The sequence below is a fragment of the Arthrobacter sp. Y3221048 genome (assembly GCF_059092685.1).
Genome location: NZ_JBNHHX010000003.1, coordinates 270,513 through 295,230 on the forward strand (window position 1 = coordinate 270,513; position 24,718 = coordinate 295,230).

17 protein-coding genes are annotated in these 24,718 nt (G+C 64.1%); 6 read left to right on the top strand and 11 right to left on the bottom strand.

The features are described from left to right. The first annotated feature begins 66 nt into the window (after positions 1-66). The 5 genes from rfbA to AC5RVS_RS10160 all read left to right on the top strand — a co-directional run bounded on the left by rfbA (position 67) and on the right by AC5RVS_RS10160 (position 5,474). Entirely contained in the window at positions 67-945 is an 879-nt protein-coding gene (gene rfbA / locus AC5RVS_RS10140) for a glucose-1-phosphate thymidylyltransferase RfbA (protein WP_494108032.1), read from the top strand. Positions 946-1,000: 55 nt separating this feature from the next. Continuing rightward, positions 1,001-1,999 carry a dTDP-glucose 4,6-dehydratase gene (rfbB, locus tag AC5RVS_RS10145; protein ID WP_494108033.1) on the top strand — a complete coding sequence of 333 codons (999 nt, stop codon included), beginning with the start codon at positions 1,001-1,003 and terminating at the stop codon, positions 1,997-1,999. Beyond that, on the top strand, positions 1,996-3,453 hold the full coding sequence (locus tag AC5RVS_RS10150) for a sugar nucleotide-binding protein (RefSeq protein WP_494108034.1): 1,458 nt from the start codon (positions 1,996-1,998) through the stop codon (positions 3,451-3,453). The genes rfbB and AC5RVS_RS10150 overlap by 4 nt, the downstream gene beginning before the upstream one ends. Beyond that, positions 3,450-4,244, top strand: coding sequence for a PIG-L deacetylase family protein (locus AC5RVS_RS10155; protein WP_494108035.1), 795 nt, complete (start codon positions 3,450-3,452; stop codon positions 4,242-4,244). The genes AC5RVS_RS10150 and AC5RVS_RS10155 overlap by 4 nt, the downstream gene beginning before the upstream one ends. Before the next feature lie 63 nt (positions 4,245-4,307). Then, complete coding sequence (locus AC5RVS_RS10160; RefSeq protein ID WP_494108036.1) at positions 4,308-5,474, top strand: glycosyltransferase; 1,167 nt, start codon at positions 4,308-4,310, stop codon at positions 5,472-5,474. 109 nt (positions 5,475-5,583) lie between these two features. Here AC5RVS_RS10160 and AC5RVS_RS10165 read toward each other — a convergent pair whose 3' ends face one another. Further along, complete coding sequence (locus AC5RVS_RS10165) at positions 5,584-6,717, bottom strand: GNAT family N-acetyltransferase (RefSeq protein WP_494108037.1); 1,134 nt, start codon at positions 6,715-6,717, stop codon at positions 5,584-5,586. A 188-nt stretch (positions 6,718-6,905) separates the two neighbouring features. Here AC5RVS_RS10165 and AC5RVS_RS10170 point away from each other — a divergent pair, with 188 nt between their 5' ends. After that, positions 6,906-8,714, top strand: coding sequence for a right-handed parallel beta-helix repeat-containing protein (locus AC5RVS_RS10170; RefSeq protein ID WP_494108038.1), 1,809 nt, complete (start codon positions 6,906-6,908; stop codon positions 8,712-8,714). 77 nt (positions 8,715-8,791) lie between these two features. On the opposite strand, the gene AC5RVS_RS10175 is transcribed toward AC5RVS_RS10170, so the two are convergent. From AC5RVS_RS10175 to AC5RVS_RS10220, 10 genes are all read right to left on the bottom strand, one after another. Continuing rightward, positions 8,792-12,019, bottom strand: coding sequence for a PKD domain-containing protein (locus AC5RVS_RS10175; protein WP_494108039.1), 3,228 nt, complete (start codon positions 12,017-12,019; stop codon positions 8,792-8,794). A 50-nt stretch (positions 12,020-12,069) separates the two neighbouring features. Continuing rightward, the gene (locus AC5RVS_RS10180; RefSeq protein ID WP_494108040.1) at positions 12,070-12,879 is read right to left on the bottom strand and encodes a hypothetical protein; all 810 of its coding nucleotides are present in this window, start codon (positions 12,877-12,879) and stop codon (positions 12,070-12,072) included. Then, positions 12,872-13,669, bottom strand: coding sequence for a CDP-alcohol phosphatidyltransferase family protein (locus AC5RVS_RS10185; protein ID WP_494108041.1), 798 nt, complete (start codon positions 13,667-13,669; stop codon positions 12,872-12,874). The genes AC5RVS_RS10180 and AC5RVS_RS10185 overlap by 8 nt, the downstream gene beginning before the upstream one ends. Further along, on the bottom strand, positions 13,666-14,814 hold the full coding sequence (locus AC5RVS_RS10190; protein ID WP_494108042.1) for a DUF1972 domain-containing protein: 1,149 nt from the start codon (positions 14,812-14,814) through the stop codon (positions 13,666-13,668). Before AC5RVS_RS10190 ends, AC5RVS_RS10185 begins: the two co-directional genes overlap by 4 nt. Positions 14,815-14,898: 84 nt before the next feature. Next, entirely contained in the window at positions 14,899-15,363 is a 465-nt protein-coding gene (locus AC5RVS_RS10195) for an FAD synthase family protein (protein WP_494108043.1), read from the bottom strand. 496 nt (positions 15,364-15,859) lie between these two features. Further along, entirely contained in the window at positions 15,860-17,113 is a 1,254-nt protein-coding gene (locus tag AC5RVS_RS10200; protein WP_494108044.1) for an O-antigen ligase family protein, read from the bottom strand. Beyond that, positions 17,106-18,491 carry a Wzz/FepE/Etk N-terminal domain-containing protein gene (locus AC5RVS_RS10205; protein WP_493987990.1) on the bottom strand — a complete coding sequence of 462 codons (1,386 nt, stop codon included), beginning with the start codon at positions 18,489-18,491 and terminating at the stop codon, positions 17,106-17,108. Before AC5RVS_RS10205 ends, AC5RVS_RS10200 begins: the two co-directional genes overlap by 8 nt. Before the next feature lie 184 nt (positions 18,492-18,675). Next, complete coding sequence (locus tag AC5RVS_RS10210) at positions 18,676-19,917, bottom strand: hypothetical protein (RefSeq protein ID WP_494108045.1); 1,242 nt, start codon at positions 19,915-19,917, stop codon at positions 18,676-18,678. Between the two features lie 118 nt (positions 19,918-20,035). Next, a complete protein-coding gene (locus AC5RVS_RS10215) occupies positions 20,036-21,460 on the bottom strand; it encodes a sugar transferase (RefSeq protein ID WP_494108046.1) in 1,425 nt (474 codons plus the stop codon). 648 nt (positions 21,461-22,108) lie between these two features. Further along, on the bottom strand, positions 22,109-24,556 hold the full coding sequence (locus AC5RVS_RS10220; RefSeq protein WP_494108047.1) for a LuxR C-terminal-related transcriptional regulator: 2,448 nt from the start codon (positions 24,554-24,556) through the stop codon (positions 22,109-22,111). Positions 24,557-24,718: the final 162 nt, after the last annotated feature.

A 24,718-nucleotide genomic window follows, 5' to 3' on the forward strand; every position in this document is an offset into this window, starting at 1 on the left:
CTTCCAAAGCATTTTATTCTTCGACACCTCTATACAAAGCCAGTCATTCACGCTAGAAATGACGCTATGCGGGGGATAATTCTGGCTGGGGGGACAGGATCACGATTGCATCCGATTACCCTGGGTATCAGCAAACAACTTGTGCCGGTCTACGACAAGCCGATGATTTACTATCCGCTTTCGACCCTTATGTTGGCAGGGATCCGGGACATCCTGATCATCACAACACCGGTGGACGCACCCCAATTCCAAGCCCTGCTGGGCGACGGGGCACAGTTCGGACTGTCGCTGACCTACCGGCAGCAGGAGGCGCCCCGCGGCCTGGCCGAGGCTTTTATTATCGGTGCCCAACACATCGGAACAGAGTCGTGCGCTTTGGTTTTGGGTGACAACTTGTTTTATGGTCCCGGACTGGGGACGCAGCTCGAGGCGATGACGAATATCGAGGGTGCCGTTATCTTCGGTTATTGGGTAGCCGACCCGCGCGCCTACGGGGTTGTCGAATTCGACGCAAATGGAACGGCTATTTCCATCGAGGAAAAACCACGCCAGCCCAAGAGCAATTACGCCGTTCCCGGACTGTATTTCTACGACAACGACGCCGTCGAGATGGCTCGGACCTTGCGGCCCTCAGCACGGGGGGAACTGGAAATCACCGATCTGAATCGGCTCTACATGGATCAGGGGCGCCTGACCGTGAAAATCCTCCCCCGCGGCACGGCCTGGCTGGACACGGGGACCTTCGATTCCCTCAACGATGCTTCCAACTTCATCCGCACTATTGCGAACCGTCAGGGCATGCCCATCGGCTCGCCCGAGGAAGTCGCGTGGCGGATGAAGTACATCGACGACGAGCAGCTCCGCGGCCACGGCCAGTCACTGGGCAAGAGCGGCTACGGCACTTACCTTTTGGACCTGCTCGAGAGCACCCGCTATGGGCGATGACCGAGCTTGGCCGGGCGGCGAGCCGCACCTGGAGCGGACAGCTCCGGCGGGAACTATGCGAAAGCTACTGGTAACCGGAGGTGCCGGTTTCATCGGTTCGAATTTTGTGCGCCATGTGCTGGCCCACACCGATGACCAGGTAACCATAGTGGACAACATGAGCTATGCGGCCAATGCCGCTTCCCTCGACGGCCTGCCCGTGGGCCGCTGCCGCTTGGTGCACGGCGATGTGGCCGATCCACAAGCGGTTGACCACCTGATGGCGGATCATGACGCCGTAGTGCATTTCGCGGCGGAGACCCACAACGACAATTCGCTGGTGAATCCGCAGCCGTTTCTGCACAGCAACATCATGGGGACGTACACCTTGCTGGAGGCTGCGCGCCGGCACGGTACGCGGTTTCACCACATCTCCACGGACGAGGTCTACGGCGATCTTCCACTGGACGGGTCGGAACGGTTCACCGAGCACACGCCGTACAATCCGTCCAGTCCGTATTCGTCGACCAAAGCCGGCTCCGACCTGCTGGTTCGTGCATGGGTACGCTCTTTCGGCGTGAACGCGACGCTGAGCAATTGTTCCAACAACTACGGCCCGTACCAGCATGTGGAGAAGTTCATCCCCCGGCAGATCACCAATATCCTGACCGGCCGCCGGCCCAAGCTGTACGGGGACGGCCGCAACGTGCGCGACTGGATCCATGTGGAGGACCATTCCTCGGCCGTACTGCGCATCCTCGACGACGGACGGCCGGGCGAAACCTATCTCATCGGCGCCGACGGCGAACGCAGCAATCGCGAGGTTTTGGGCATCCTGCTGGACTTGCTCGGCCGTCGTTCGGACGATTTCGACCTGGTGACAGACCGGGCCGGTCACGATCTGCGCTACGCCATCGATTCCAGCAAACTTCGCGGGGAGCTCGGCTGGGAGCCGAAGTTTGTGAACCTTGAGGCCGGTTTGGCAGATACCGTTGCCTGGTACCGGGACAATCCCGGTTTCTGGTCCGGTGCGAAAGCATCGACTGAGCTGTTCTACGCGGGCCGCGGCCAGTGAGCGCCGCAAAGCACGCCGTCGAGCAGACTCCGATCCCAGGGCTGCTGGTAGTTTGCCTGCCGGTCTTCGGGGACAACCGGGGCTGGTTCAAGGAGAACTGGCAGCGGGAAAAGCTCATTTCCCTGGGGCTTCCAGACTTCGGCCCGGTGCAGAACAACGTCTCCTTCAACGCCAAGGCCGGAACCACGCGCGGCATCCACGCCGAGCCGTGGGACAAATATGTCTCCGTCGCGGCCGGCAGGATCTTCGGAGCCTGGGTCGACCTGCGCGAAGGCCCCACCTTCGGCCGGCGGTTTTGCCTTGAACTGGGACCGGATAAGGCGGTATTCGTACCGCGCGGCGTCGGCAACGGCTTTCAAACGCTGGAGCCGGACACGGTCTACAGCTACCTGGTCAATGACCACTGGAACGCCGGGGCCCAGGCGGAGTACGTGTACCTGAATGCAGGGGACGAATCCGCCGCCATCCCGTGGCCGATTCCGCTCGCCGAGGCCGAACTTTCCGAAAAAGACCTGCACCATCCGCGCCTGCCGGCGGTGGCACCCATGAAGCCGCGGCGCATCCTGGTTCTGGGGGCGGACGGCCAGTTGGGCCGGGCCCTGCGCCAGGTGCTGCCGGAAGCCGAATTCGCGGCCCGGACGGACTTCGACCTCGCGCACGAGGAGTCCTACCGATCGCGGGACTGGAGCGGCTATCGCACCATCATCAACGCCGCCGCCTACACCGATGTGGAGGGCGCGGAGAGCAGCGAGGGCCGCCGCCTGGCCTGGCAGCTGAACGCTGCCGCCGTGTCGCGACTGGCGTCCACGGCGACCAAACACCGGCTCACGCTCGTTCACCTTTCCTCGGACTATGTGTTCGACGGATCCCAAGAGCCGCATGCGGAAACCGAGCAGCCTTCGCCCCTTGGTGTCTACGGCCAGTCCAAGGCCGCCGGCGACGCAGCCGCCGCGGCAGCCCCCCAGCATTACATTGTTCGAACCAGCTGGGTGGTCGGGGACGGCGCGAACTTCGTCCGTACGATGGCGAAGCTGGCTGCCCGTGGCGTCTCCCCCTCCGTTGTCGCCGACCAGCGCGGACGCCTCACCTTCAGCCGCGACCTCGCTTCCGGAATCCTGCACCTGTTGGAGAGCGGGGCCCCGTTCGGCACCTACAATCTGACCAACTCCGGTCCTGCGACCAGCTGGGCGGAGGTCGCCGCGGAAGTCTATCGCTTGCTGGGCAAGGACCCCCAGCAGGTGGCCCCCGTGAGCACCGCTGAATACCTCGGCTCCCGTCCGGCCGCACCCCGACCGGCCCGGAGCACCTTGGACCTGGCGAAGATCGAAGCCGCCGGCTTCCGGCCCCCGAGGGCCTTCGCTGCGCTGCGGGACTATTTGAGTACAGATCCCGTCTCCGGGCCGCTGGCGGCAGGCATGCCTCCACTAACCGTTTCCGAAGGGCCAACCCAGTGACACTCCCAGCCCCCCGGCGCATAGAAAACTCGAGGTGCGCGGGCAACCCCTGGCTCTTCCTATCGCCCCATTTGGATGACGCCATATTGTCCTGCGGCGCCCTCATTCAAGCCGAGGCCGGGCGTCGCGAGGTGACGGTGGCGACCATCTTTACCGAATCAGCGCCGCCGCCGCATACGCGATCGGCACGCACCTTTATGCGGCTGGCCTGCATTGAGGACGCCGCGGCACTCTTCGAAGCCCGCCGCGCCGAAGACCTCACAGTGCTGCGGAACCTGGGCGTAAAGAATGTGCACTTTGGCGCGACAGACGCCATTTACCGTCGGCGGAAGCCCGGGCCGGGCCCCCTGGGCCTCCCGGCCCGCCTCCTGCCGGAACTGGGGCACCGGTACCCCACCTACCGATTCAACATTGTGCAGGGCCGGATCGCGCGCGGCGACCGTCACCTTATGGCCGAGCTGGGCAGCAAGGTGGAGCAGCTGATGGAGCAGACCCAAGCCGAACTCATTTTCTGCCCCCTCGGTGTCGGCAGGCATGTGGACCATTTGGTGACCAGGGCTCTGGGCACGGCATTCCCCGAGCAGGTCGTCTATTACTCCGATTTCCCCTACAACCAGTCCTCTGAACCGGAGGCTGCGTTCCTTGCCAAATATCGGTTGGAACCCTGGCACTGGGACACGGCGATTGCGGCCAAAGAACATTGGATCCGCCAATACCGCACCCAAGCCGACGCGCTGTTCCCCGACGGCCGCATTCCGGCGGCGCCGGAATCATATTTCGCGCCGCGATGAGCGGCACTGGTCCTCAATTGACGGGCAGTGCGCCGTCCCGAAGCACACAGGTGAGGGGATCCTATGACTTCAACCGATAATCCGCTGCGCGTACTCGTGGCCCAGCCCTCCGCAGACCTGTACGGCTCGGACCGGGTGCTGCTCGAAACCGTCCAGGCCCTGCTGGAGCGCGGAGACCGGGTAGCGGTGGCGCTGCCGGGACCGGGGCCTCTGGTGGATGAGCTGACCCGACGCGGAGCCTTGGTGGAGTACTGTCCCACCCTGGTGCTGCGCCGATCCCTGCTCTCGCCGGCGGGGTTGCTTCGTCTGGCAGGCGAGAGCCTCTTGGGGTTCTGGGCGGGAATTCGAATAATGCGCCGTTATCGTCCGGACGTGCTGTATGTGAATACTGTGACCATCCCGCTATGGCCGCTGGTCGGCTGGCTGTCCCGTGTACCAACCGTTGCCCACGTCCACGAAGCCGAGAGCCATACGCCTCGCAGGTTGCAGCTCGCCATGGCGCTTCCGCTGCTGCTTGCAGACCGGATCGTGGCGAATAGCCGCTTCACCGCAGACACCCTGGCACACGCGCTGCCGGCCCTGCGAGGCCGCGCCCGCGTGGTTTACAACGGCGTGCCGGGACCGGCAGGGCCGCCGCCCGCCCGCACGGCCCTCAACGGCGGCCTGCGGGTGGCCTACGTGGGCCGGCTCTCGCATCGCAAGGGCGCGGACCTGGCTCTGGAGGCGGTGGCGCGGCTTCGGCAGCGCGGCGTGGCCGCCACCCTGGCTATTGTCGGTGCCCCGGTCCCCGGCTATGAGGACTACGAGCACGGGCTGCGAGGCCGGGTCCAAGAGCTGGGCCTTGGGGACGAGGTCCTCTTCCACGGCTTCCAGCCGAACCCTTGGGACGTCCTGGCGGGCGCCGACGCCGCGGTGGTTCCCTCCCGGCTGGACGAGTCGTTCGGCAACACAGCGGTGGAAGCGGTGCTCGCCTGCAGGCCGCTGGTAGCCAGCTCGGTCCCCGGGCTGCGCGAGGCCGCCGGCCCTTATGCCAGCGCCCAGTTTACCGCGCCGGACGACGCCGTGGCACTGGCGGACGCCTTGGAACGGGTAGCCGTGGACTGGGAGCGTTTCCGTGCCGCCGCTGCCGGCGACGCCGCTGCCGCCCTCGAACGCCATGCCCCGCACCGGTACCGGCGCAGCATCGCGGAAGTCGTCGCCGGCACGGCCGGCATGCGCCGCAGACGCTGAACACACGGACCTACGAGGAGGGGATTGCCTTTACCGCCCCTTCTTGTGCAGCGGCCGGCGTTGTCGGTCCGGCGTTGAGTCCAAGCTGCCCGCCGGACGTCGGCGCATATCACGTGGTGTGCGAGGCGTTCTTCACGGCCCGGGCCGCACGGCGCCGCGCCCTTGCTTCAAGGGTCTTCTTGGCTACCCGCCTGGCCCGGAGGTAAGCGCTTCTGCCCAAGACATATGCACGGCCCCGCAGGGTGGCCATCACCCGCACTTCGTAGAGCGGACGGCGCCGTGCGCCAAAGTCAGCCTTGTAGGATTCGTCCCCGACGGTCAGGTCGAAGAACCGCTGGCCGCGCCCAATCGCGTCTTTGGCAAGCTCCTCTACGATCAGCAGGCCAAGCGAGTAGTTGCGCAGGCGTTGCATGTCATAGCCCACCAACAGGAAGAGGTCGCGGTCCGGAGCGACCAGGTCGAAGGCGATCGCAACCGGCTCGCCGCCCACCTCGAGCACGGCCAGGGTCCCTGGCGCGCCGGTCTTGACGCTGTCCCGCACCACAGCACAGTAGAACTCAAAGCAGTCCGGGTCCTGCACTAAGTCGACCCCCCTGCGTTCCGCAAAGCGTGCGGCACGGAATTCCTGCATGCGTCGCATGAGGTCGTCGACGGCGGCGACGTCGGTGATCTTGACCAGGCGTTTCTCGCCCCTGGGCCGTAGCCGTTTGTGCTTACGGTCCAGATGGCGGACGAAGCCGGCGTCCAGGCCGCCGCGCCACTCCTCAACGGAAGATGCGAGGGACATCAGGTGCGTATTGTAGAGATGCCTGGAGCTCGTGGCCCCGGCCAGCAGCGCGGTGAGGGCATCGGGAGAGTCGGCGACGCGCTCAATCCTCAGCAGGTCGAACCGACCCAAGGCCTCACGGATGCGGCGTGCTATCGAGGGATCGGCATGGAGTCCGGCAGTTTCGTCGAGTACCGGAGCCGCGTAGTCGGCCATGCCCAAGTCGGCGTACTCTACGAGGCGGATCTGACCCAGCCGGCGGCGGACGAACGGCAGGACGAGGACCAGGTCACCACTGTCGCGGCGGACAGCCACCACGACCTTCTCCGCTCCCCGGGCGGGTGCGAGCACGTTGTACAGTCGGTCCAGCCAGACGCCGTGCTGAAATGGCGTCGCATCGGATCTTCCATAGAGGTCTTCATACTCGCTGCTGAGAAAGTCGAAGTCGTCCTCACGCTGCACTGTGAAGCAGGACATAGCCAGCCCTTTCGGTCCGGGCGGCGCAGCCCCAACAGGACGTGGCTTGCCGCGTCGATGCGCTCGAGCCTGCCGGCCCTCTTGAGGGTCAGCCGGTGCCCGGTCAGTCTAGCCGACAGGGTTGCCGCCCGCGGCTAACGGCATTACGGTTGTGTAACTTCTGCCCCACCAGAGCGGGGAGATCTGCGATGACGGATGGTTCCACCTCGCGGCGCGGCGGGCTGTCGGGGAAGCATTTGGCCGCCGCTGCAGTTACGGCCCTTGGCCTGCTGTGCCTGCCTGCGTCCTTGTTCGGCACGTCCGCCGCCGACCGCGGGGACCCGGCTTCCGTTTCCGCTGCGGCAAAGGCCCCCGCTGCCACCCCGGTTGGCGTCGGAGCCTTGGTGGTTTCGCCGGAGGGCTCGGACGATGCCGCCGGAACCTACGAGGCGCCGCTGCGTACCCTCGTGGCTGCGGTGGACAGGGCTACCTCGGGCCAAACCATTGTGCTTCGGACCGGAAGCTATCACGAGTTCGTGACGATTCCGCCAGGCAAGAGGATCATCATCCGGTCCTACCCGCGGGAAGAGGTCTGGCTGGACGGCAGCCTGCCCGTAACAGGGTTCGCCCCGAGCGGGAGCGTTTACGCAGTCGACGGTTGGACGACCGAGTTTGACGCCAGCCCCACCTACAAGCGCGGCGCCCCCGACGGGGCGTCACAGGGCTGGCAGTTCGTCGACGACAAACACCCCATGGCGGCGCATCCGGACCAGATCTGGATCGACAACGTGCCCCAGCGGCAGGTAGGCAATCTGTCCGAGGTTGAGGCGGGCACTTTCTACGTGGACTACGCCGAAGACCGCCTCTACCTCGGCTCCAGCCCCCAAGGCCGCGTCGTCCGCGCCAGCATGCTCGGCAGGGCACTCAGTGTTCAGGGAGCCGGATCCGAGCTGCACGGCGTCGGGATCCGCAGGTACGCGACCTCGGTTCCGCAGATGGGGGCCGTGACTATTGAAGCTCCGGGCGCCGTGTTGGACGGTGTGACCATAACCGACAATGCGACCACCGGCCTGTTTGTCGGGGCTGGCAGAGCATCCTTAACCAACGTCACGGTGGCACGCAACGGAATGCTGGGGGTGGCCGCCACATATGCCGACGGCCTGCAGGTGTCCGGGTTGCTGGCTGAGCAGAACAACACCGAACGCTTCAACTCCTCGCCGGTATCGGGTGGGGCCAAGGTCGGCCGCACACGCGGCGTGGAGATCAGTGACTCGGTATTCCGTGGCAATGCCGGGCCGGGGCTGTGGTTGGACGAATCGGTCTTTGATGCGTCCGTCCATGGGAACGACATGCTGGACAACTCCGGCCACGGACTGTCCCTGGAACTTTCGGCCAAGGCGGCCGTCGTCAACAACGTCATAGCCGGCAACTCCGGGCACGGACTGAAAGTCAACAACACCAGCGATGTGCAGGTTTGGAACAACACATTCAGCGCCAACGGCCGCGCGATTAACGTCGTCCAGGACGGCAGGCGTGCCAGCGACCGGCACACGCCCGGACACGATCCGCGGCAGCCCTTCCCTGACCCCGCCATGTCTTGGATCAGCGGACCGGTTGTCGTGCGCAACAACATCATCGCCAACCCGGGCTCCAATGCGGACTGCCTGCTGTGCGTGGAGGACTATTCCGGAACCTACAGTGCCAAGGAGCTCAGGGTCACAGCCCTGGGCAACGTCTATCATCGGGTCTCGCCGGCTTCACCGGAGTCGGTCGCGATCTGGGCGATGGACTCCGGCAGGTCCGCTTCGTTCGCGAGCCCTGACGAATTCAGTGCAGCCACCGGCCAGGAACGGCACCACCTGTATCTTGAAGGTGCTAATCCGCTGGGCTCCGGTTACCGCCCGGGCAAGATGATCACCAGCAGGGATTCCACGGTCGCCCGACCCCTGCCTCGGGAGATCGCGAGGCTGGCAGACCAGCCGGCCGGTATGCGCTCGCTCGGCGCCTTCGCCAGGTAGCCGCAGACCCCGGCCGGGGACAGGAAGCGGGGCGGAACCCTTCAGTTCCGCCCCGCTTGGTGCTGCTGCCGGTGGCATCAGTTTGTCGCTGTCACCGCCAAGTCATCGAACGAGGCGAAAACCGGCGTATTGGTGGCGGAGCCGGAGGCATACACGCCCAGCCCGACAGCTCCTGGAACCTGCAGTTCCGCCGTCGAGTCCGTGCCCGACACTAGCCAGCCGGCAGGCTCCGGTGTTCCGGCAGGCCACAGCTTTGCCCGGACGGTTGTCGGTGAGGTTCCCGTGACCTGCAGACGCAGCTGCAATTGTTGCCCGGCTCGGTAGGTCAATCCGGCAACGGTGGCCTGCGCGAGTATGGTCTCCGTGGAGCCGAGGGCCCGCAGGGCCTGCAGTGTCACCGCCCCATTGGAGGCCACCCGGACCGTGGCCAGGTACTGCCCGGTGGTGCCGATCTGCCGCCCGGTGACGTCCACAAAGATGCCGCCGCCGGTGGCGGGCTTATCCAGGGAAAACCGCACGCTGGTGTCCGTCCCGGTTGCGGATACCGAGTTCAGGGAAGCGCCTGGCCCGTGCCCTGGGGCATTCATCCGGATTCGCCCCACCCCGTCCGCGACCGTGAAGTGGGAGGACGTTCCGCGAAGCGTCCATGCTCCGCCTTTGTCTGCGCTGCCCCAGCCGGAAGCCAGAGTGCGCCCAAAGGCATCCGCAGCCAGACTTACCGCCGGTGCCGGACCCGCCTGCACGGTGACATTCTGCGTTGTGCTTCGCGCCGCGCCGTCGTCGTCCGTCACTGTCAGCTTCACGGCATAGGTCCCGGCCTTCGCATAGGTGTGGGACGCCGTTGCTCCGCTGCCGATACCGCCGTCGCCGAAGTCCCAGGCGTATCGGGTAATGGTGCCGTCCGGATCCGTCGAGGCAGAGGCGTCGACCGCAAGTTTTAGTTCGGTGGCCTTGGCGGTAAAGGACGCCGTGGGAGCCACGTTGGCCGCCGCGCCGGTGCTGCCGGCAGTGAAGTGGTTCTTCACCTGGGCGGCGCTGAGCACGTTCGGGTAGATGGCCACCTCGTCGATGTCCCCGGCGAAGTAGGCACTGGTCGGGAGCGGGGTCCACGACTCCAGGCTGTCCCCGCCGATCCGCCAGTAGCCCATCACGTCCTGGCCCTTGATGACATCGGTCCGCTGCGCCACCCGCTGTCCGTCGACGAAGAGTTGCATGCCGTTGGCGCCGAGCGTGGTCGCGGCATGGTGCCACTTCCCGTCGTTGTAGCTGGCGGCGCTGCCCACGGACTGCCGCACGCCGTTCTGCCTGACGCCGAAGTACAGCCGGCCGGTGTCCGCCATATACAGGTGCCGGTCCATCAGGTCGGAATTGACCGTGGTGGAGTTCGCGTAGCCGAGCAGTTTCCCGCCGCGCGTGGTCTTGGTGCGGAACCACAACTCCGTGGTGAACGTATTCGGCGGCCGCACGCGGGAAGTCACGGCGGTGAAGCCTGTAGGCGTGCCCCCGAAGGTGGCGGCGGTGTCGACGTCGCCCGCCACGGCGCCTGCGGTGCCCGGGGTGACGCCCGCGTTCAGCTGGAGGTCGTCTTTGCCCACCTGGTCGAACACCGTGCGGCCGGTCCCGCCAAACCGCCAGTAGTTGGCCGGTTGGTCCGCCTTGACCGTGGCGGCATAGGCGCTCGCGGGCGGATCTACCGCCGCTGCGGTGACCGTGACGGTGTTGCCGCGGACCTCGACTCCGTTGGGATCCGTGGCAAAGATGCGGTAGCTGTACTGCCGTCCTGGGACCAGCCCGGAGTCCAGGAACGTCATGCCCGGCCTGTCCCAGAAGGTCGATTCCAGGCTGGTGGTGTGGACCGGTGTGGCAGTGTTGCCATCCCGGATCACCTTGTAGGTTAGCTTCTTGTTGTCCATGTCCCAGTTCGCCTGCCAGCGTATGCGCACCGTCCCCTTCTTCGGCGAGCTAAGCGTGGGTGTGAAGTTGGCTCCGAGGACTTCCGGTCCCCGCAGGTTCGGCGCGTTCTGGCGCACCGTGTAGCGCACCAGCCCCTGCTGCGCCGCTCCGTTGACCCTGGTGAACTCGCCGCCCATCACCACGAACTGGCCGTTGCCGGCGACTGACCACGGTCCCTGGTTCTGGCCGGTGAAGGTACCTGTATTCATGGACGGGAACCAGTTCTGCAACTCGGGACGCGGCAGCCCTTCGAAATTGGTGTAGTTGTAGAGCTCCCGCTTGATCGTTCCGCCCACCGCCTTGCTGAAGGCCAGGCCGCGGTACCACTGCCAACTGACTTCCTGTGGGAAACCGTCGATATTCGAGCAGGTGTGCGGGTGACCGGCGATGTAGACCTGATTGGGCTGCCCGGCAAAGACCGAGTAGGTGTCGCCGTGGCAGTCCTCGAGCCATTCGGTCTTCAGATCCGACCACTTGATGGACACCACGCCCTCCAACGTACTGGTCCGCCCGAAGGTGTATCCGCTGGCGTAGAAGTGTGTGCCGTCCGAGGTCAGGCTGGTGATGGATCCGTTCGTGCTGCCATTCCGAACATAGTCGTTTGCCGGCAGCGCGAACTGGGTTCCGGTCGCCGTGTTTAACACCCCGAGCCCATAACCGGGCCGGCTCGAGCCGTTCAAGGTGGTGAAGGCGCCGCCGACGGCAATCTTGGTGCCGTCTCCGGACAGGGCCAGGCCGTTGACTTGGCCTCCCGCCGCCTGCGGCGTCCAGTTCAGCAGCGCGGCGTCGGACGCCCGCACGGCCGCCAGTTTCCCTCGCGCCACGCTGCCCACGTAGTTGAAATTGCCGCCGAAATAGACGGTGCTGTTCGTGGGGGCGATGGCATGGACGGATGAGGAGGCCTGAGGCCGGAAGCCTTGAATCAACGCACCGGTAGTCGGGTTAAGCGCCACGATGCGCGAGACGGCGGTGGTTCCGTTGTACTGCGTGAAATCTCCGCCTACGTACAGCCGGGTACCGTCCGGCGAGGCCGCGAGGGTGAGCACCTGGGCATTGAACCTCGGGGCGAAGGAACCGATCAGCGCGCCGGTGGTGAGGTTGTAGGCCAGGATGTTTGCCCTGGCCACCTCGTTGGTTCCGGCCGGCGAGCCGGCAGGCCGGGCTGAGGTGAAGTTCCCGCCGGCGTAGACGGTATTGCCGATGACCACCTGCGACCAAACCACGCCGTTGATCTGGACGGTAGGCAGTCCGTCCGCGCTGACGGTAGCCGGGGTCAATGGATTCGCGGGGTTTGCTGGCGCCGTATCTGCGTTCGCGGTCGGGACGCCCACGATCGCCATGGAGGCGATCAATGCGGCTGAGGATAGGAAAACAGCGCTCCTGCGCCATGGAATATGCATAGCTATCCTGCCTTTCTTGGAGCTGCGCCTTCGAACGCAATCACGGAATCGGACGCGGAATAGTTCAGGTAGATGCGCACCTGATCCCGCAGTTCCTCGGGTATTTGGAAAACAAAAGTGCCGGAGGCGCTCTTGCCCGCGGCGACCTCCTGTGGGAAGAGCTCTGTGCCGTCACCATCGAGCTGGATGGCGGGAAGTTTCTGCGGACCTGCCTCCACCGTGATCTCGGCGGTGTCCAGTTTCAGCTCCTTCGCCGATGTGTTCCGCACTTCCACCACGAAGCGGATGGCTGGCCCGGCGATCTGGCCAATGCCTTCCGCTTTGGCATGGATAGCCTCGATTTTGGAGACGGCGGCGATGCCACCTGCGACCTCGGCGGCTTCCCGCAGCTGGACCGCCTGGGCGACGGGCTTCGGCGTGGCCGCCTGTTCGGCGTCCTTGGCCACCGCCAGCGAGCCGGCCGGCTCCTTGACCGCAGGCTTGCTCCCGGGGTCCTCCTTCGTGGCCGTGTCTGACTTCGTCTTGGGCGCTGGTTTGCCAGCTTTATCGGCTGTGTCTTTGGAACTGCCGGCGTTGTCGGTCTCCGGTTCCGCGGTACGCTCTGCCGCGGCGGAAGCCACGGCGGCAGGCGACGGTGCCGGCGTCGTCACCGGAGCGCCACCCGTGGCGACCGAGGCAACGGCTATTGCCGCCGCCGCTGCTGCGGCCACCAGGAGCGGCGCGATCCCGCGCCTCCGGAACCACGTTGCCTTGGTGCCTTCGCTTTGGGGCAGGCCTTCCTCTCCCACCGGTTCATCGCTGCCGCTACGCATGCCGTCCCCCTCCCGGCTTAGGACCGGCCCCGGGATCGAGGCGTCCCAATTCCCGGAACCACTTCACGCAGGCCAGCACCAGATAGGCCAGGTTCGCCGCGAAGAACATTGTGTACAGTGCCATGAACAACGAAGGTGCGCCCACGAAGAGGAACACGAAGCAGAGGATGCCGTAGTCCGTCGGCAGCAAGGCCAGGGACTTGAACCTGGACCCCGCCTGACGTGTGACGGCGACGCCGGCTTTGACTGTTCGCGTCTTCCGGAGCTGTTCGGTGAGGATCATCGTGAAGAAGCCGACCCCGTCGACCAGGCAGTAACCGATGGGGATCAGAAGCCAGCCTGGATCCTCCAGGCCGAACGTGCGGTATGCACACACCAGAACCGCAAGATGCAGGCTGGAGTTCTTCACGCTGTCCAGCACATGGTCCAGCCATTCGCCGCTGAGCGAGCCCCCGTTACGCAACCGGGCCACTTGGCCGTCCGCGGAGTCAAAGGCATAGCCAACCGCCAGGCCGGCCCACACCACGGGTCCGACCCAGGCAAGGCCTTCTGCCGGCGCGAACGCCAGCAGGACGATAGCGGACAACGTGAACAGGGCGCTGATCGCGCTGACCATGTTCGGCGTCAGCCCGGCCCGGTATGCTGCAGCAGCGAGGATCCTTCCGGCCCGGCGGTTGACCAGGACGGAATATGCCGGGGCTCCCGGAGCCACGGATTTCTGCGCCTTGGCCAGGATCCTGACCGTCTCCAAATAGCTCGGATGAGCCTGCCCGAGCAGGTGGCCGGTCATGCCACACCTGCCGGAATCCGGTCCGCGGCGAGGGTTGGACGACGGCGGCCGCCGGACTGCCGCACCGCACCTGCGTACAAATCGCGGCAGAGCTGCTCATAACCGTCGGCGACCACATCCCAGTCGTAGTTGGCGGCGCGCTGCTGCCCCTGCAGGCCCCGCCTCTTGGCCGCCTCCGGGCGCGCCTCGGCGGCGGCTGCAAGTGCGGCCACCTCCGCAGGAGTGGAAAAGTAGCTGCCGGTCTCGTCCAGGACCTCGCGGTTGAAGTTCACGTCGAAGGCGTTCGTGGGTGCCGCCGCGCCGATTGCCCGCAGCAGCGAGGGATTGGTGCCGCCGACGGAATGCCCATGCCAGTAGACCAGCGCGTTGGCATAGAGCTGGTCCAGCAGTTCCTGATCCCAAACCCCGCCGAGGAACCTGACCCGCTCGTCCGCCCTTTCCGTGACGCGGCGGGTGTACTCGTGGCCATAGGGACAGCCACCGACCACTACCAGCGGCAGTTGCGCTTCGCTGGCCACGTAGCCTTCCACGATGAGGTGGACATGGTTCTCCGGCTCGAATCGGGCGACTACCAGATGATACCGGCGCGGCTCCAGTCCGAGCTCGACCAGCCGCTCATGCCGCCCGGAGTCGATGATGGGCGCTCCGTAGGTGATCAGCCGGGTGGCTGCACCGAATTCCTCCGTGTAGTAGTCCTGGATGCCGGCGGCGTCCGCGATCAGGGCGTCGGACCAGCGGACCGCCATCGACTCAGCCAGCCGATAGTACTTCTTCCCGACCGGCCCCCACTTGGCGCGTTTCCACTCCAGCCCGTCCATGTGCGTGGCCACCGGGATCCGTGCCGCGCGCAGCAGCGGCAGCCACGGGGCGTTCGCGGCATTGAACACTACGGCCACGTCCACGCGGTTCGCCGCCAGATGGACAGCTGACAACCCGGAGTGACTCAGCGTCTCCACGCTGCGGCGACGCAATGCCGGCAGGTGCACGAGCCGCATGCCGGCGTACTCGCGGATTGTGGTGTCTGCTCCGGTTGTGTTTCGGCAGTAGACCACAATCTCGTGCCCGCGGGCCGCCAGCCGCCGGCCTACCTCGTCCACGCACGTCTCAAAACCGCCGTAGCGGGCGGGTACTCCCCGCGTGCCCATTAGAGCAATGCGCAAATGCCCTTGTTGATTATTTGGTGTTGACATGTTCCCATCCCCCAGCATGGTTGTGTCCTGGCCGGCCGGTTACTCATTCACCACCGCGCCGGGTGGCCGCCCCCGGGCCGGCCCGGTGGCGCTGAGCGCTGCCAGGGCTTGGCGCAGCGCCGTACTCGAGGTATGGACGGTGTACGGGAAATAAATCACCGAGACTCCGACGGAGGCGAAATCACGCTCCAGCCGGCGGCCCTTCTCCGTGTCCTTCCAGTCGTCGCCCTTAAAGAACACGTCAAAGCCGACATCCGCCCACGTCTGCAGCCGGTTTGGCGAGACCTCGGCCACTGCCCGGTATACAAATTTGATGTGGCGGACGATTTCCAGGCGCTCCTGCAGCGGTACCACGGGATAATGCCCCTTGGTCGCGTAACAGATTTCGTCGGAAACGACGCCCGCAATCAAAGAGTCACAGCGCGAGCGGGCGTGGCGAAGGATATTTAAATGCCCGACATGGAACAGGTCGAATGCTCCCGCGGCGTACCCAACTATTGTCATGGCATTCCCCCCAGAATGGATCCCCCACGTTGCCCCATCAGTGCCCTGCTCAGCTTCTGCGCGGCAACAACCGGATTCACGGATCGTGTTACCGCTCCGCTACCTCAATGCAAAGCCTAGGAATAAACAGCGGTGCGCGCATGAGTGGGGGGTACGTAAGTCAAGCCGACACATTACTCACAAGCAGCCGATGGAGTTAGCGGCAGACGGGAACATTACTCACAGCGGGTGGCGCATCACTTACAGCGAGTCGCACATACTCACAGCAGGCTGGCGGATGGTCACAGCCTGGTTAGCATCCGTGGTCAACATGCCCGCCGCCGGACCACCCGCGCTGTTGCTACCCTCCACAAATCAGCGGGACTGCGGTCAGCGGACAGAGCACCCGAATCTTGAGGCGTGAACCCACTGCCCGAGGGAGTCGTCCGGACCCGTCCCGGCTGCGCCCCGATGCCGCCGTTGCGCAGCCTAGGCGATGGAGGTGGCGCTCGGCCACTCAGGCGCCGCTTAGGCCTTCTTTTGGTGCTTTTGCGAGATGATCTTTCGGCTGCGGGGGCCCCTCGTTGGCTAAGTGAAACGGCCGGGCGCTGGCGCTTACCTTTTCCAGCAGCACTGACAAGGTGAAGAAAACTACAAAGTCCACGCTTGCATCTACCAAGCCGTTCTCGGTCACGCTGCGAATCAGGAGAAACAGCAGGGCTGCGTTGGTCATGGAGCCTAAATGTGGGTTGCGCAGGCTGTCCCGCACGCTATAGACGGTCCACAGGGCCAGCAGCAGCAACCCCACTATCCCTGCCTGGGATAACGTCGAAATCCAGCTGGAGTCGAAGACCTGACTGTCCCAATGCTGGCCGGCCACAGAAACCTGCTTGACCGAAAGTCCACCGCCGATCCACCGTTCCCAAGTGTTAAAGGGAATTTTCAGTACGGCTTCCCAGCTAATGGTGCGTGAATTCAAGGTGAGGAGCGACGCACTGTCCGCCCGGGTAAGGATGTTGGTCAAGACCGGTGTGTACACGGCCACAGCGAAGGCTGCTGGAACAGCGGCAATGACCGCGGCGGCAACAATGATCGGCGGCTTTCGGACCTGCAACAGGACCACCACGACCGCTGCGGAAAGGGCGAACAGCGCGGTCCTGGAGCCGGTGGCCACCACCAGACCGGTCAATCCGGCAAAAATGGCCAGATGTCTGGCTGCGGAGCGGCCGTGGACGACGCCATGAAGCACGGCGAGGGCGGGCAGACCGCACAGCAGGGCAATTTCGTTCGGCGATAGCGGCGGAATTGCCCCGCCTAGCCTTTCTCCCGAGAGCATCGGTCCTATGCCGGTGATCGCACTGAGCGTTCCGACTATGGCCATGGCTGCCAGCAGCGAATTCACAGCCAGGCGCGCAGGGTAAGCCCGGAGCAACAGGATTACCGTAGCGGCCAGCAGAACCACCCGTACGGCCAGCACCGCGGACGGCAGCGTGTTGCCGTGCGCGAATGCGCCGGTGACGGAGACAGCCAGGATCAACAGCAGAAAACCCAACGACCGTCCGCCCAGTGGCTGCCGCCCCGGGGCCCGGGCCAGCACGGCCGCGGCGATCAACAGGGCTGAGCACTGGATCAGCGCCTTGGCCACTACGACGGGGTCGATGCCTCCACTGTAGAAAGCTCCCTGTCGCCAAGGCACGAGGCTGATGACGGCCAGTAGCCAGATGAGGACCGGGGTGCCCGCCAAGCGCAAGGGACTGCCGGTTTCAGCCATTGATGTCCGCACCGCGGACCACTGCATGGCGTCCGGTGGCCGCCACTGCCTGCTCGAATCCCATGACCGCCGACGGCCGCCGGCGGTACGGAACCCCGGTCAGGACTACAGCATGCGGCGGGCTGCCGGCCGCAGCAAGTTCGGCAAAAGTTCGGCGCAGTTCATCCCGCGTGGTTTTGCCGTACTGACAGATGACCACCATATAGTCAGCGTGAGGCACCAGTTGCTGCGCATCCAAGGGTCTTGACGTTCCGGTGGTTTCGGTCAGCGTGATATCAAAGCGTGCCTTGAGTTCATCTACAACCGGAATCACCTGCTGCGCCACGTCGACGCCGCGCCCTCCCTCTGCTTCCTGGCTCCCCGCCTGGACATAGGAAACCAGCCCTGCGGGCTCGGTGCTCCGTATGACGGAGGAAAGCACAGTCCGACCGGCAAGCACCTCGCTCAGTCCCGGCCCCGCCACCTCATCTCCGAAGGCCGGCGGCAGCATGGCGTCCGTCTCCAGGACGCAGACCCGCTTGCCCATATCCGCCACCATGAGTGCGAATTTCCGGCGCTGGAAGTCGCCACCGGCACCCGGGGAGGCGGGCACAAGCAACATCAGCGGCGGCAGTTTTGCCTGTCCGGCCAAAAGGATGTTGGTCAGGAGTTCGCGGTGGGCAACCCAATGCTCGCTGTCCCGGCTCCATTCAGCCGGTTTTCCAGCCCGGCCCCGATAGCGGGGAAGCTGGCCCACTACGGGAACGCCGACTGCCGATTGCACGTCACCGCCGGTGCGAAGCCGGGTGTCCAAGCGGTAGGCAGTAATGGCGAACAGCAATCCGGCGGAGAGCCCGATCAGGGCACCCAGTGCCACGTTGAGCGCGGTCTGAGGAGAGGCCGGAGCGACCGGCTGCTCCGCAGGCACCGTCAGTTTCGGATTCACAGTTACCCTGTTGTCTCCGGCAGTGGTTTCCAGCTGCCGGATATGCCGGCCCAGACTTATCGCCACCGCATTGGCGATATCCGAAGCTGTCCGCGGGTGCGGTGATTGGGCCGTGACATTCAGGAAAATCGTATCCAGCGGATTGTCCGCCGCAACCCTGTCCGCCAGCTCATCCGGACCGAGATCAAGACCGAGCTGGCGGATAACGGGTCGCAGGACCTCCGGGCTTTTAACCAGGCTCGGATAGGATTTGACCCGCTGCAGACTGAACTGAGATCTCTCATAGGCGGAACCCGAGCCGGTTTCAACCTTTACGAACAAAGTGGCTCGCGCTTCATAGACCTGCGGCATAGCCGCACTGACCGCCAAGGCGCAGCCGCTGCCCGCGAGCGTCATGACAAGAACGATTACCCAGCGGCTTAAAAAAGCCCTTGTGTAGTCACGCAGATCCATTAGACCAAACCTTTCCAGTGCCCCAAGCCGAAGGTGTACACAACATAGCACTCAGGCGCCGCTGTGGGCACTTAAAGCATTACTTTTCCGCTGACCTGCATTCGGCATTTATTTGGTGCGAACATTGAGCACGTCCTCGCCTTGCCGCGCGCCCGCCTTGGTAGGCGCCCAAGCTCGTTTTGGATCAAACATGGGCACCCGCTGTCTTGCGTGCGGCGGTTTTCTGCATCTCGTCCCGTTTCAGGGGAATCAGCAGGAGATATCTGATGGCTGCACCACCGAGCACCGAACCCAGCGCGGCCGCCCACGGGGCAAAGGCGAATTCCCCGGTCAGGTGCACAACGAGAACAACGCCGACCAGGGACAGAAGCGTTTCGACCGTCCGCAGCGCGAAAACACGCTTGGCGCTGCCTTTCACGGCAGCCAATGCTCCGTAGGGAGAGACGACAGCCACCGAGGCGGCATATGCCAACCAGCCGGCGACAGCAACGAAGTCGGGTATCTGACCGGTTGCCAGCGGTCCAGCGACGGGCAGCACCCATAGCGCAACGGCTGTTCCTGCCGCCGTAATCCCCAGCACCATCAGCAAAGCACGGTCGGCTTGGGCCAGGAGTGCAACTACTCCGGAGGCCCTGGTTTTCGCATAGGCCGCGAAGAGGTAGGAAGAAATCCCGCCGACGAACAGCATGGCCGGGGCAGCGTATATGCGGGCAATCTCCAGTTGGCCCGTCGCGGCGACCGTCACCAGGATCATCACCGTCAACCGCATGGCCGTCATCAGGCCCGGACGAAGCATCTGCTGGGCCGCTCGCCACGTTCCGTACGCGGCTACGGCTTTCCAATCCGCCTCTTTAAGGCGTACCAGATAGCGGTCGGGCCCGGGGACGAGTAAGGCTCCGACGACTATGCCCGCTGACTGGCCGCAAGCAATTGCGGCCAGGTAGCCGGCCAGGGACGCGCCGCCGTCCACGTTCTGTTGCAGCCACACCATACCCAGTGCGGCTGAGGTGGCCGACAGATCCATTAGGACGATACGCGCGAAGCCCATATGTGCCATCAAGAGACGACGGACGACATCCTCGACAAGATAGGCCACAATGGCCAGCCCGAGCAGGAGCGCTTCAATTGCGGAAACAAAACCGACGGTGAAGCTGATCGCCGGCACGAGGATTCCGCAGGCACAGCTCAGAGTCAGCAGCCACAGCTGCATCCCGGCCCGGAGCCTTCGGCCCGTACGGTCCAGCACCGTGAGGGAGTCTCCGACGAAGCCGCTGGTCGTCGCGGCACAGAGCACCAGCACTCCGTACAGCACGCCCAACTTGCCCAACTCTTGGATTTCCAGCGTCCTGGCCGCGAGGGCCATGATGAGGAAACTGCCAACGGCCTGGCTGCCCTGTGCGGCCAGCGCACCCAGGGCGCCGGTCATGGAAACCGGAAACGGCCTCAAATTCACGGCAGGTCACCCGTCCCTTCCGCGCGGTGGAACCCATGGCCTAAGCAGCGATCAGAACGACGGTGGCCACGTTGACCGGCTCTGCCTTTCATCAGTACGCTCCCACAGGATTCAGCATGACTTTCAGCGTGCGCCACATGATGATCAGGTCCCCCGGGACCGACCAGTTCTCCACGTAGTAGAGATCGAGTCGCACGCTCTCCTCCCAGTCCAGATCAGAGCGGCCGTTAATCTGCCACAGTCCGGTGCATCCGGGCTTGATAAAGAGCCGCCGATGGGTATGGGTTTCATACTTGCTGACTTCGTCGTGCAATGGTGGTCGCGGACCCACCAGGGACATATCTCCCCTCAAAACGTTGTAAAGCTGCGGCAATTCGTCCAGTGAGAATTTCCTGATCCAACGGCCAACCCTGGTAACCCTAGGGTCATCCCGAAGCTTAAAGAGGACTGAGTTGCCCTCGTTCAAATGCTTCAGCCGGGCCAACTCGTCTTCTGCGGTTACCACCATCGAGCGCAACTTGTACATCCGGAATGTTCGACCCCCTTTGCCTACACGCTCCTGAACGAAGAATCCCGGGCCGCGGCTGTCCAACTTCACGGCAACGACCAGCATGGCTATCAACGGTGCAAGAATTATTAGGCCGACAAGGGAACCCAGCACGTCGAGACAGCGCTTAACAACGTGACGGCCTCCTGTGAATGAAGGAAGTTCAACGTGCATCAAAGGCAGGCCTTCAACGGGCCGCACACGGATGCGCGGACCCGCAACATTGGTCAGGGCGGAGGCGACCACCAATTCTGTGGAGGTCTTCTCCAGATCCCAGCTGAGCTGCTGGATGTACCCGTTTCCGCGGTGCAACTGTCCGGCCACTATGACTGCGTCCGCGCCGTTAACAGCAACGGCGTCTTGAATCGTATCCAGATTCCCCAGAACGGGAACCGCGACCTTTCCGACCTGCAGCGCAGGGAATTTCAGCTTTCCTTCCAAAGCCACGCCCACGACGTCGTAGGCAGCACCCGACTTCCGCGCGATCTGGGCCACAACGTACCGTACATCGTGGCGATTGCCCACTACGATGACCCTGGATAAATAGTGGCCGAAACGGCTTTGGTAATTGAGCCATTTGCGCCAGGCCCATCGCCCCGCCAGCAGGAGGACGAGCCCCACAGGCCAGGTCAGAAAAAAGAATCCCCGCGGACCGGGAGAGTCCAGGAACACGTAACAGACAGCCACGAGTCCAAATGTCGCAGCGCTGGCGTCGATGACACGCTTGTACTCTCCTGCACCGACACCTATCAGTCTGGGATCCCTGGTACGCATCAAGCTGGTCATGCCGAACCAGACCACCGCGACGACCACCGCGACCGCTGCGTGGCTGAGAAGGACTTCTGTCGGTTGCTGCTGCGCGACCGGGACCAGCCAGACGGTCGAAGCCGCCACCGTCGCGGCGATCAGCAGACCGTCAGTGATCCGGAGCATCAGCTGGTAGCGGCGCCGCCACGAGACTCCGGACACTGCCGATGCCTTCTTCTGCGACTGTGGCACGCCTATGCGTAATCCGTATCCGCGAGTCAAGGTCATAGGACTATGCACGGCGATTCTCCTTCCGCATGAGCGTCGAGACCGTGACCCTGGTCGGCCTCCAAGTTAGGATGTGAAAGGAGCCGGCGGCTGGGGGTTGGGCTCCCGATTTAAGAGACCCATACGCCGCCGGCTCCGTATAGGGGGCCCTGGCACCGCACGGCTGCGTCTGTGCAGCAGGCAGGGCGATATGCGTGCTCCCGGCGTCGGCATTTGCCCACCGGCCGGCAGAACACGCGTTATTGCGGACGGGAGAGCGGCCGGGCCGCACTTCTCCCAGGAAAAGACCATTCATCATTTCGAGCCCCCCAACTCGTCCCCAGCCAAAACTCCTACAAAACGCAGAACCCTTTGAGAAGTTCTCTGTGTGCTGAAGCCTACGGATCCCGTCACGGGCTCTCACGAGTACGGACCACTGGGTTTTTCAGAAGTCCTTCCGCCAACTTGCGGCGCCCGCTCAGTACCCGGGGACGGGTACTCGGAAGTACGTTTCACCGGCCGGCTGGGGGCTCGCAGCCGTGCCTCTGCGGTTTGAGCGCAAACGGAAGAGGGCAGATCGCTGAGCAGCACCTGGCGGCAGCGTTAGTACTTGCTGATCAGCTTTGGAAGTTCTTCCCGACGGCTGATTCCGAGCTTCGAAAACATGCGATAGAGATGGCCTTCCACCGTTCGTGTGGACACGGAGAGCTCGCTGGCGATTTCCCTGTTCGAAGCACCGCGTCGCACCAGTGCTGCGATGGCCGCCTCCCTGCGGGTCAGTTCCGGCAGCGCGCCTTCTGCCTTGGCCGGCACCGGCTTCGGGACTTCCGACAGCTGCTCTCTGGCGGCAATGATCTCACGGCGCAGCTTGGCGAGCCTCGCATCACGGGGCAGCTTTTGGGCACGTTCGAGGGCACTGTCCAAACAGGCCGCTGCCAGAAGGTTGAAGCCGGCGTCCTTGGCTTGGGCTGCAGCGGATGCCGCAGCTTCAAGATCTCCTTCGACAAGGGCCTTCGACACCCTGGCAAGAATCCGGCTGTCGGCCCCCTCATAGACAGGCGGAGTGTTCACAAGGCGGCGCAGTATGCCGGGAATTCCCAGATGCAGGCCCAGTTCCAGTGCGTGAACTTCGACGGCGACCATTCCGCTGGCTGCCGCCAGGTCTGCCAGTTCCACCAGTTCCGCGGTGTTTCCGTCCATGGCGGCCCGTGCAGCGACAACGTAGCAGCGGCCCAGCATCAAGGTATGGGCATGACCGGCGACACGGAGCCGTTCGAATTCAGCGCAGTAGAATTCTGCCTGTTCCCGCTCGCCGCAGGCCACAGCGGCGTATGCGCCCAACCCCAGGGCCAGCGGTAACTTCTGTTCCATGTCATGTTGGTGCAACGCTTCGATGCTCATGCTGATCTGCGGCAAAGCTTGTTCAAAGCGGCCTTGGCGGCACATCACCGTTGCTTGGGCCAGACCCATTGTGCCGCCAAAGTAGTTCAACGCCCGTGGTTCCGTCACCGGGTATGAGGTGAGGACGTCCTCGAGCTGTCCCCACTTGCCGCCCAGGATCAGCAGTTCGAGGTGCCGGCGAGCTACCAGGCCAGCATGAACCGCCGTAGCAGGGCTGCCGCAACCCAGCATTTGCACGGCCTCGCTACTGGCTCGAATCCCTGCCTCGATTTTCCCCGAGAAACCCAAAGCCTCGCCCAGCAGGGCCAGCGCCAGCATTCTATGGACCGGTGCTATCTCATCGTTCTCGGGCACGGCAGTCAATTCGGCCAATGTATATGAGTAGAGGCCTTCGCAGTTGAAGGCGTAGCATTCCAGCAACTTCGTGCTTAGCCGAGCATCAGCCAACTGCTCGACGCTACCGTCGCAGGACGGCTCCTCGGCGGTGCGTTCAATGACTGCTCGCAACTCGGAGACATATCTGGCTACGCCTGAGCCCGGCTTTCCGGCAGCAACGAGTAGTTGTGCCGAAGTCCACGCCGCAGCTTCAGCCGCTTTCAGGCTCGTCGCAGCAGGTATGAGGCCGCTGAGGAGTTCCTCCGAAGCCTCGAGGTCATTTCGGAGCATCTTTGCGCGGGCAAGTTCAACTCTTGCCTCCACCATCAGCTCCGGATCCTTGACCATGGTGGCAGCCCGAATGGCAAAGACCGGATCGAACAGTTGGTTCGCCTCTGCTGCTGCGCGCAGCAGGCGGCTGCAGGATACGGGGCTGCCGCAGTCCAGCGCCCACTCAACCCGGCGTATTGTCCCCTCGGCGGGTTCATCCTCCGGCTTGAGAACCTGGGTCAATGCGTTCCGGAGGGCCATCCTGCGTCCAATTGGTATGGTTTCGCGGATGACTGCGCCGAGCAGCGGCTGCGTCAACCGCGTCGAGCCGGCCGGGCAGTCTTCATTAGTAATCAGTCCGTCATTTTCCAGCGCGTCCACGGCGGACGGACCGCCTAGGATCAGCAGAGCCGAAAGCGGCACCGGTTCACCCATGCCAACGGTTTCCAGCAGCATCCGCTCCGATACAGAACGGCTGGACAGCTGTGCCTGCACCAGATCACCAATCAAACGGCCGGGCTTGGGCGGTTCCCCCGAGAGCACCCAGAACCCCTTGCACTGCAGCAAGTGCCCAACGTCTCGGCTGCGGTCAATGGCCAGTCGCATGAGCATGGGATTGCCTCGAGTTGCGGCGAGGAAATAGCGACTCGCGGACGGCAGCAAATCGCCTGCCAGATGAAGGGCGCACAAATTGTGTGCCTCCGAAGCAGTCAACGGCGGAAGATCAACCCGACGGAGCAGTCCGTCTCTCATCAACGCGAGCAGGTCGTGCGGCAACCCTGAAATCGACCGCGTGAGCACCAGAAGCCGCACTTCTTTGGCTGCGGTCAACTGGGCAAGGATCAACGCGGAGCCGTCGTCGAGGTACTGCGCGTCATCGACCACCACCACCGGCCGGACCTCGGAATCTGCCTGCACAACCTTTAAAAACTCGCGGAAGCTGCGCAGGACCGCGAGGGCGGACAGGGTATCCCCAGAGGCCTCAAGGGATAAATGCGGTGCCATTGCACCAAACGGAAAAGCGGTAAGGACTGGCGATCCTAGAATCCAGAGGGACGATGTTCCATGAACTGGGCTCTTGAGGACCCGACGGACGAGCGCGGACTTCCCCATCCCGGCGTCGGCCACGATCACTGCGCCATCCACCACGTCTGAGCTTAGGCTCCC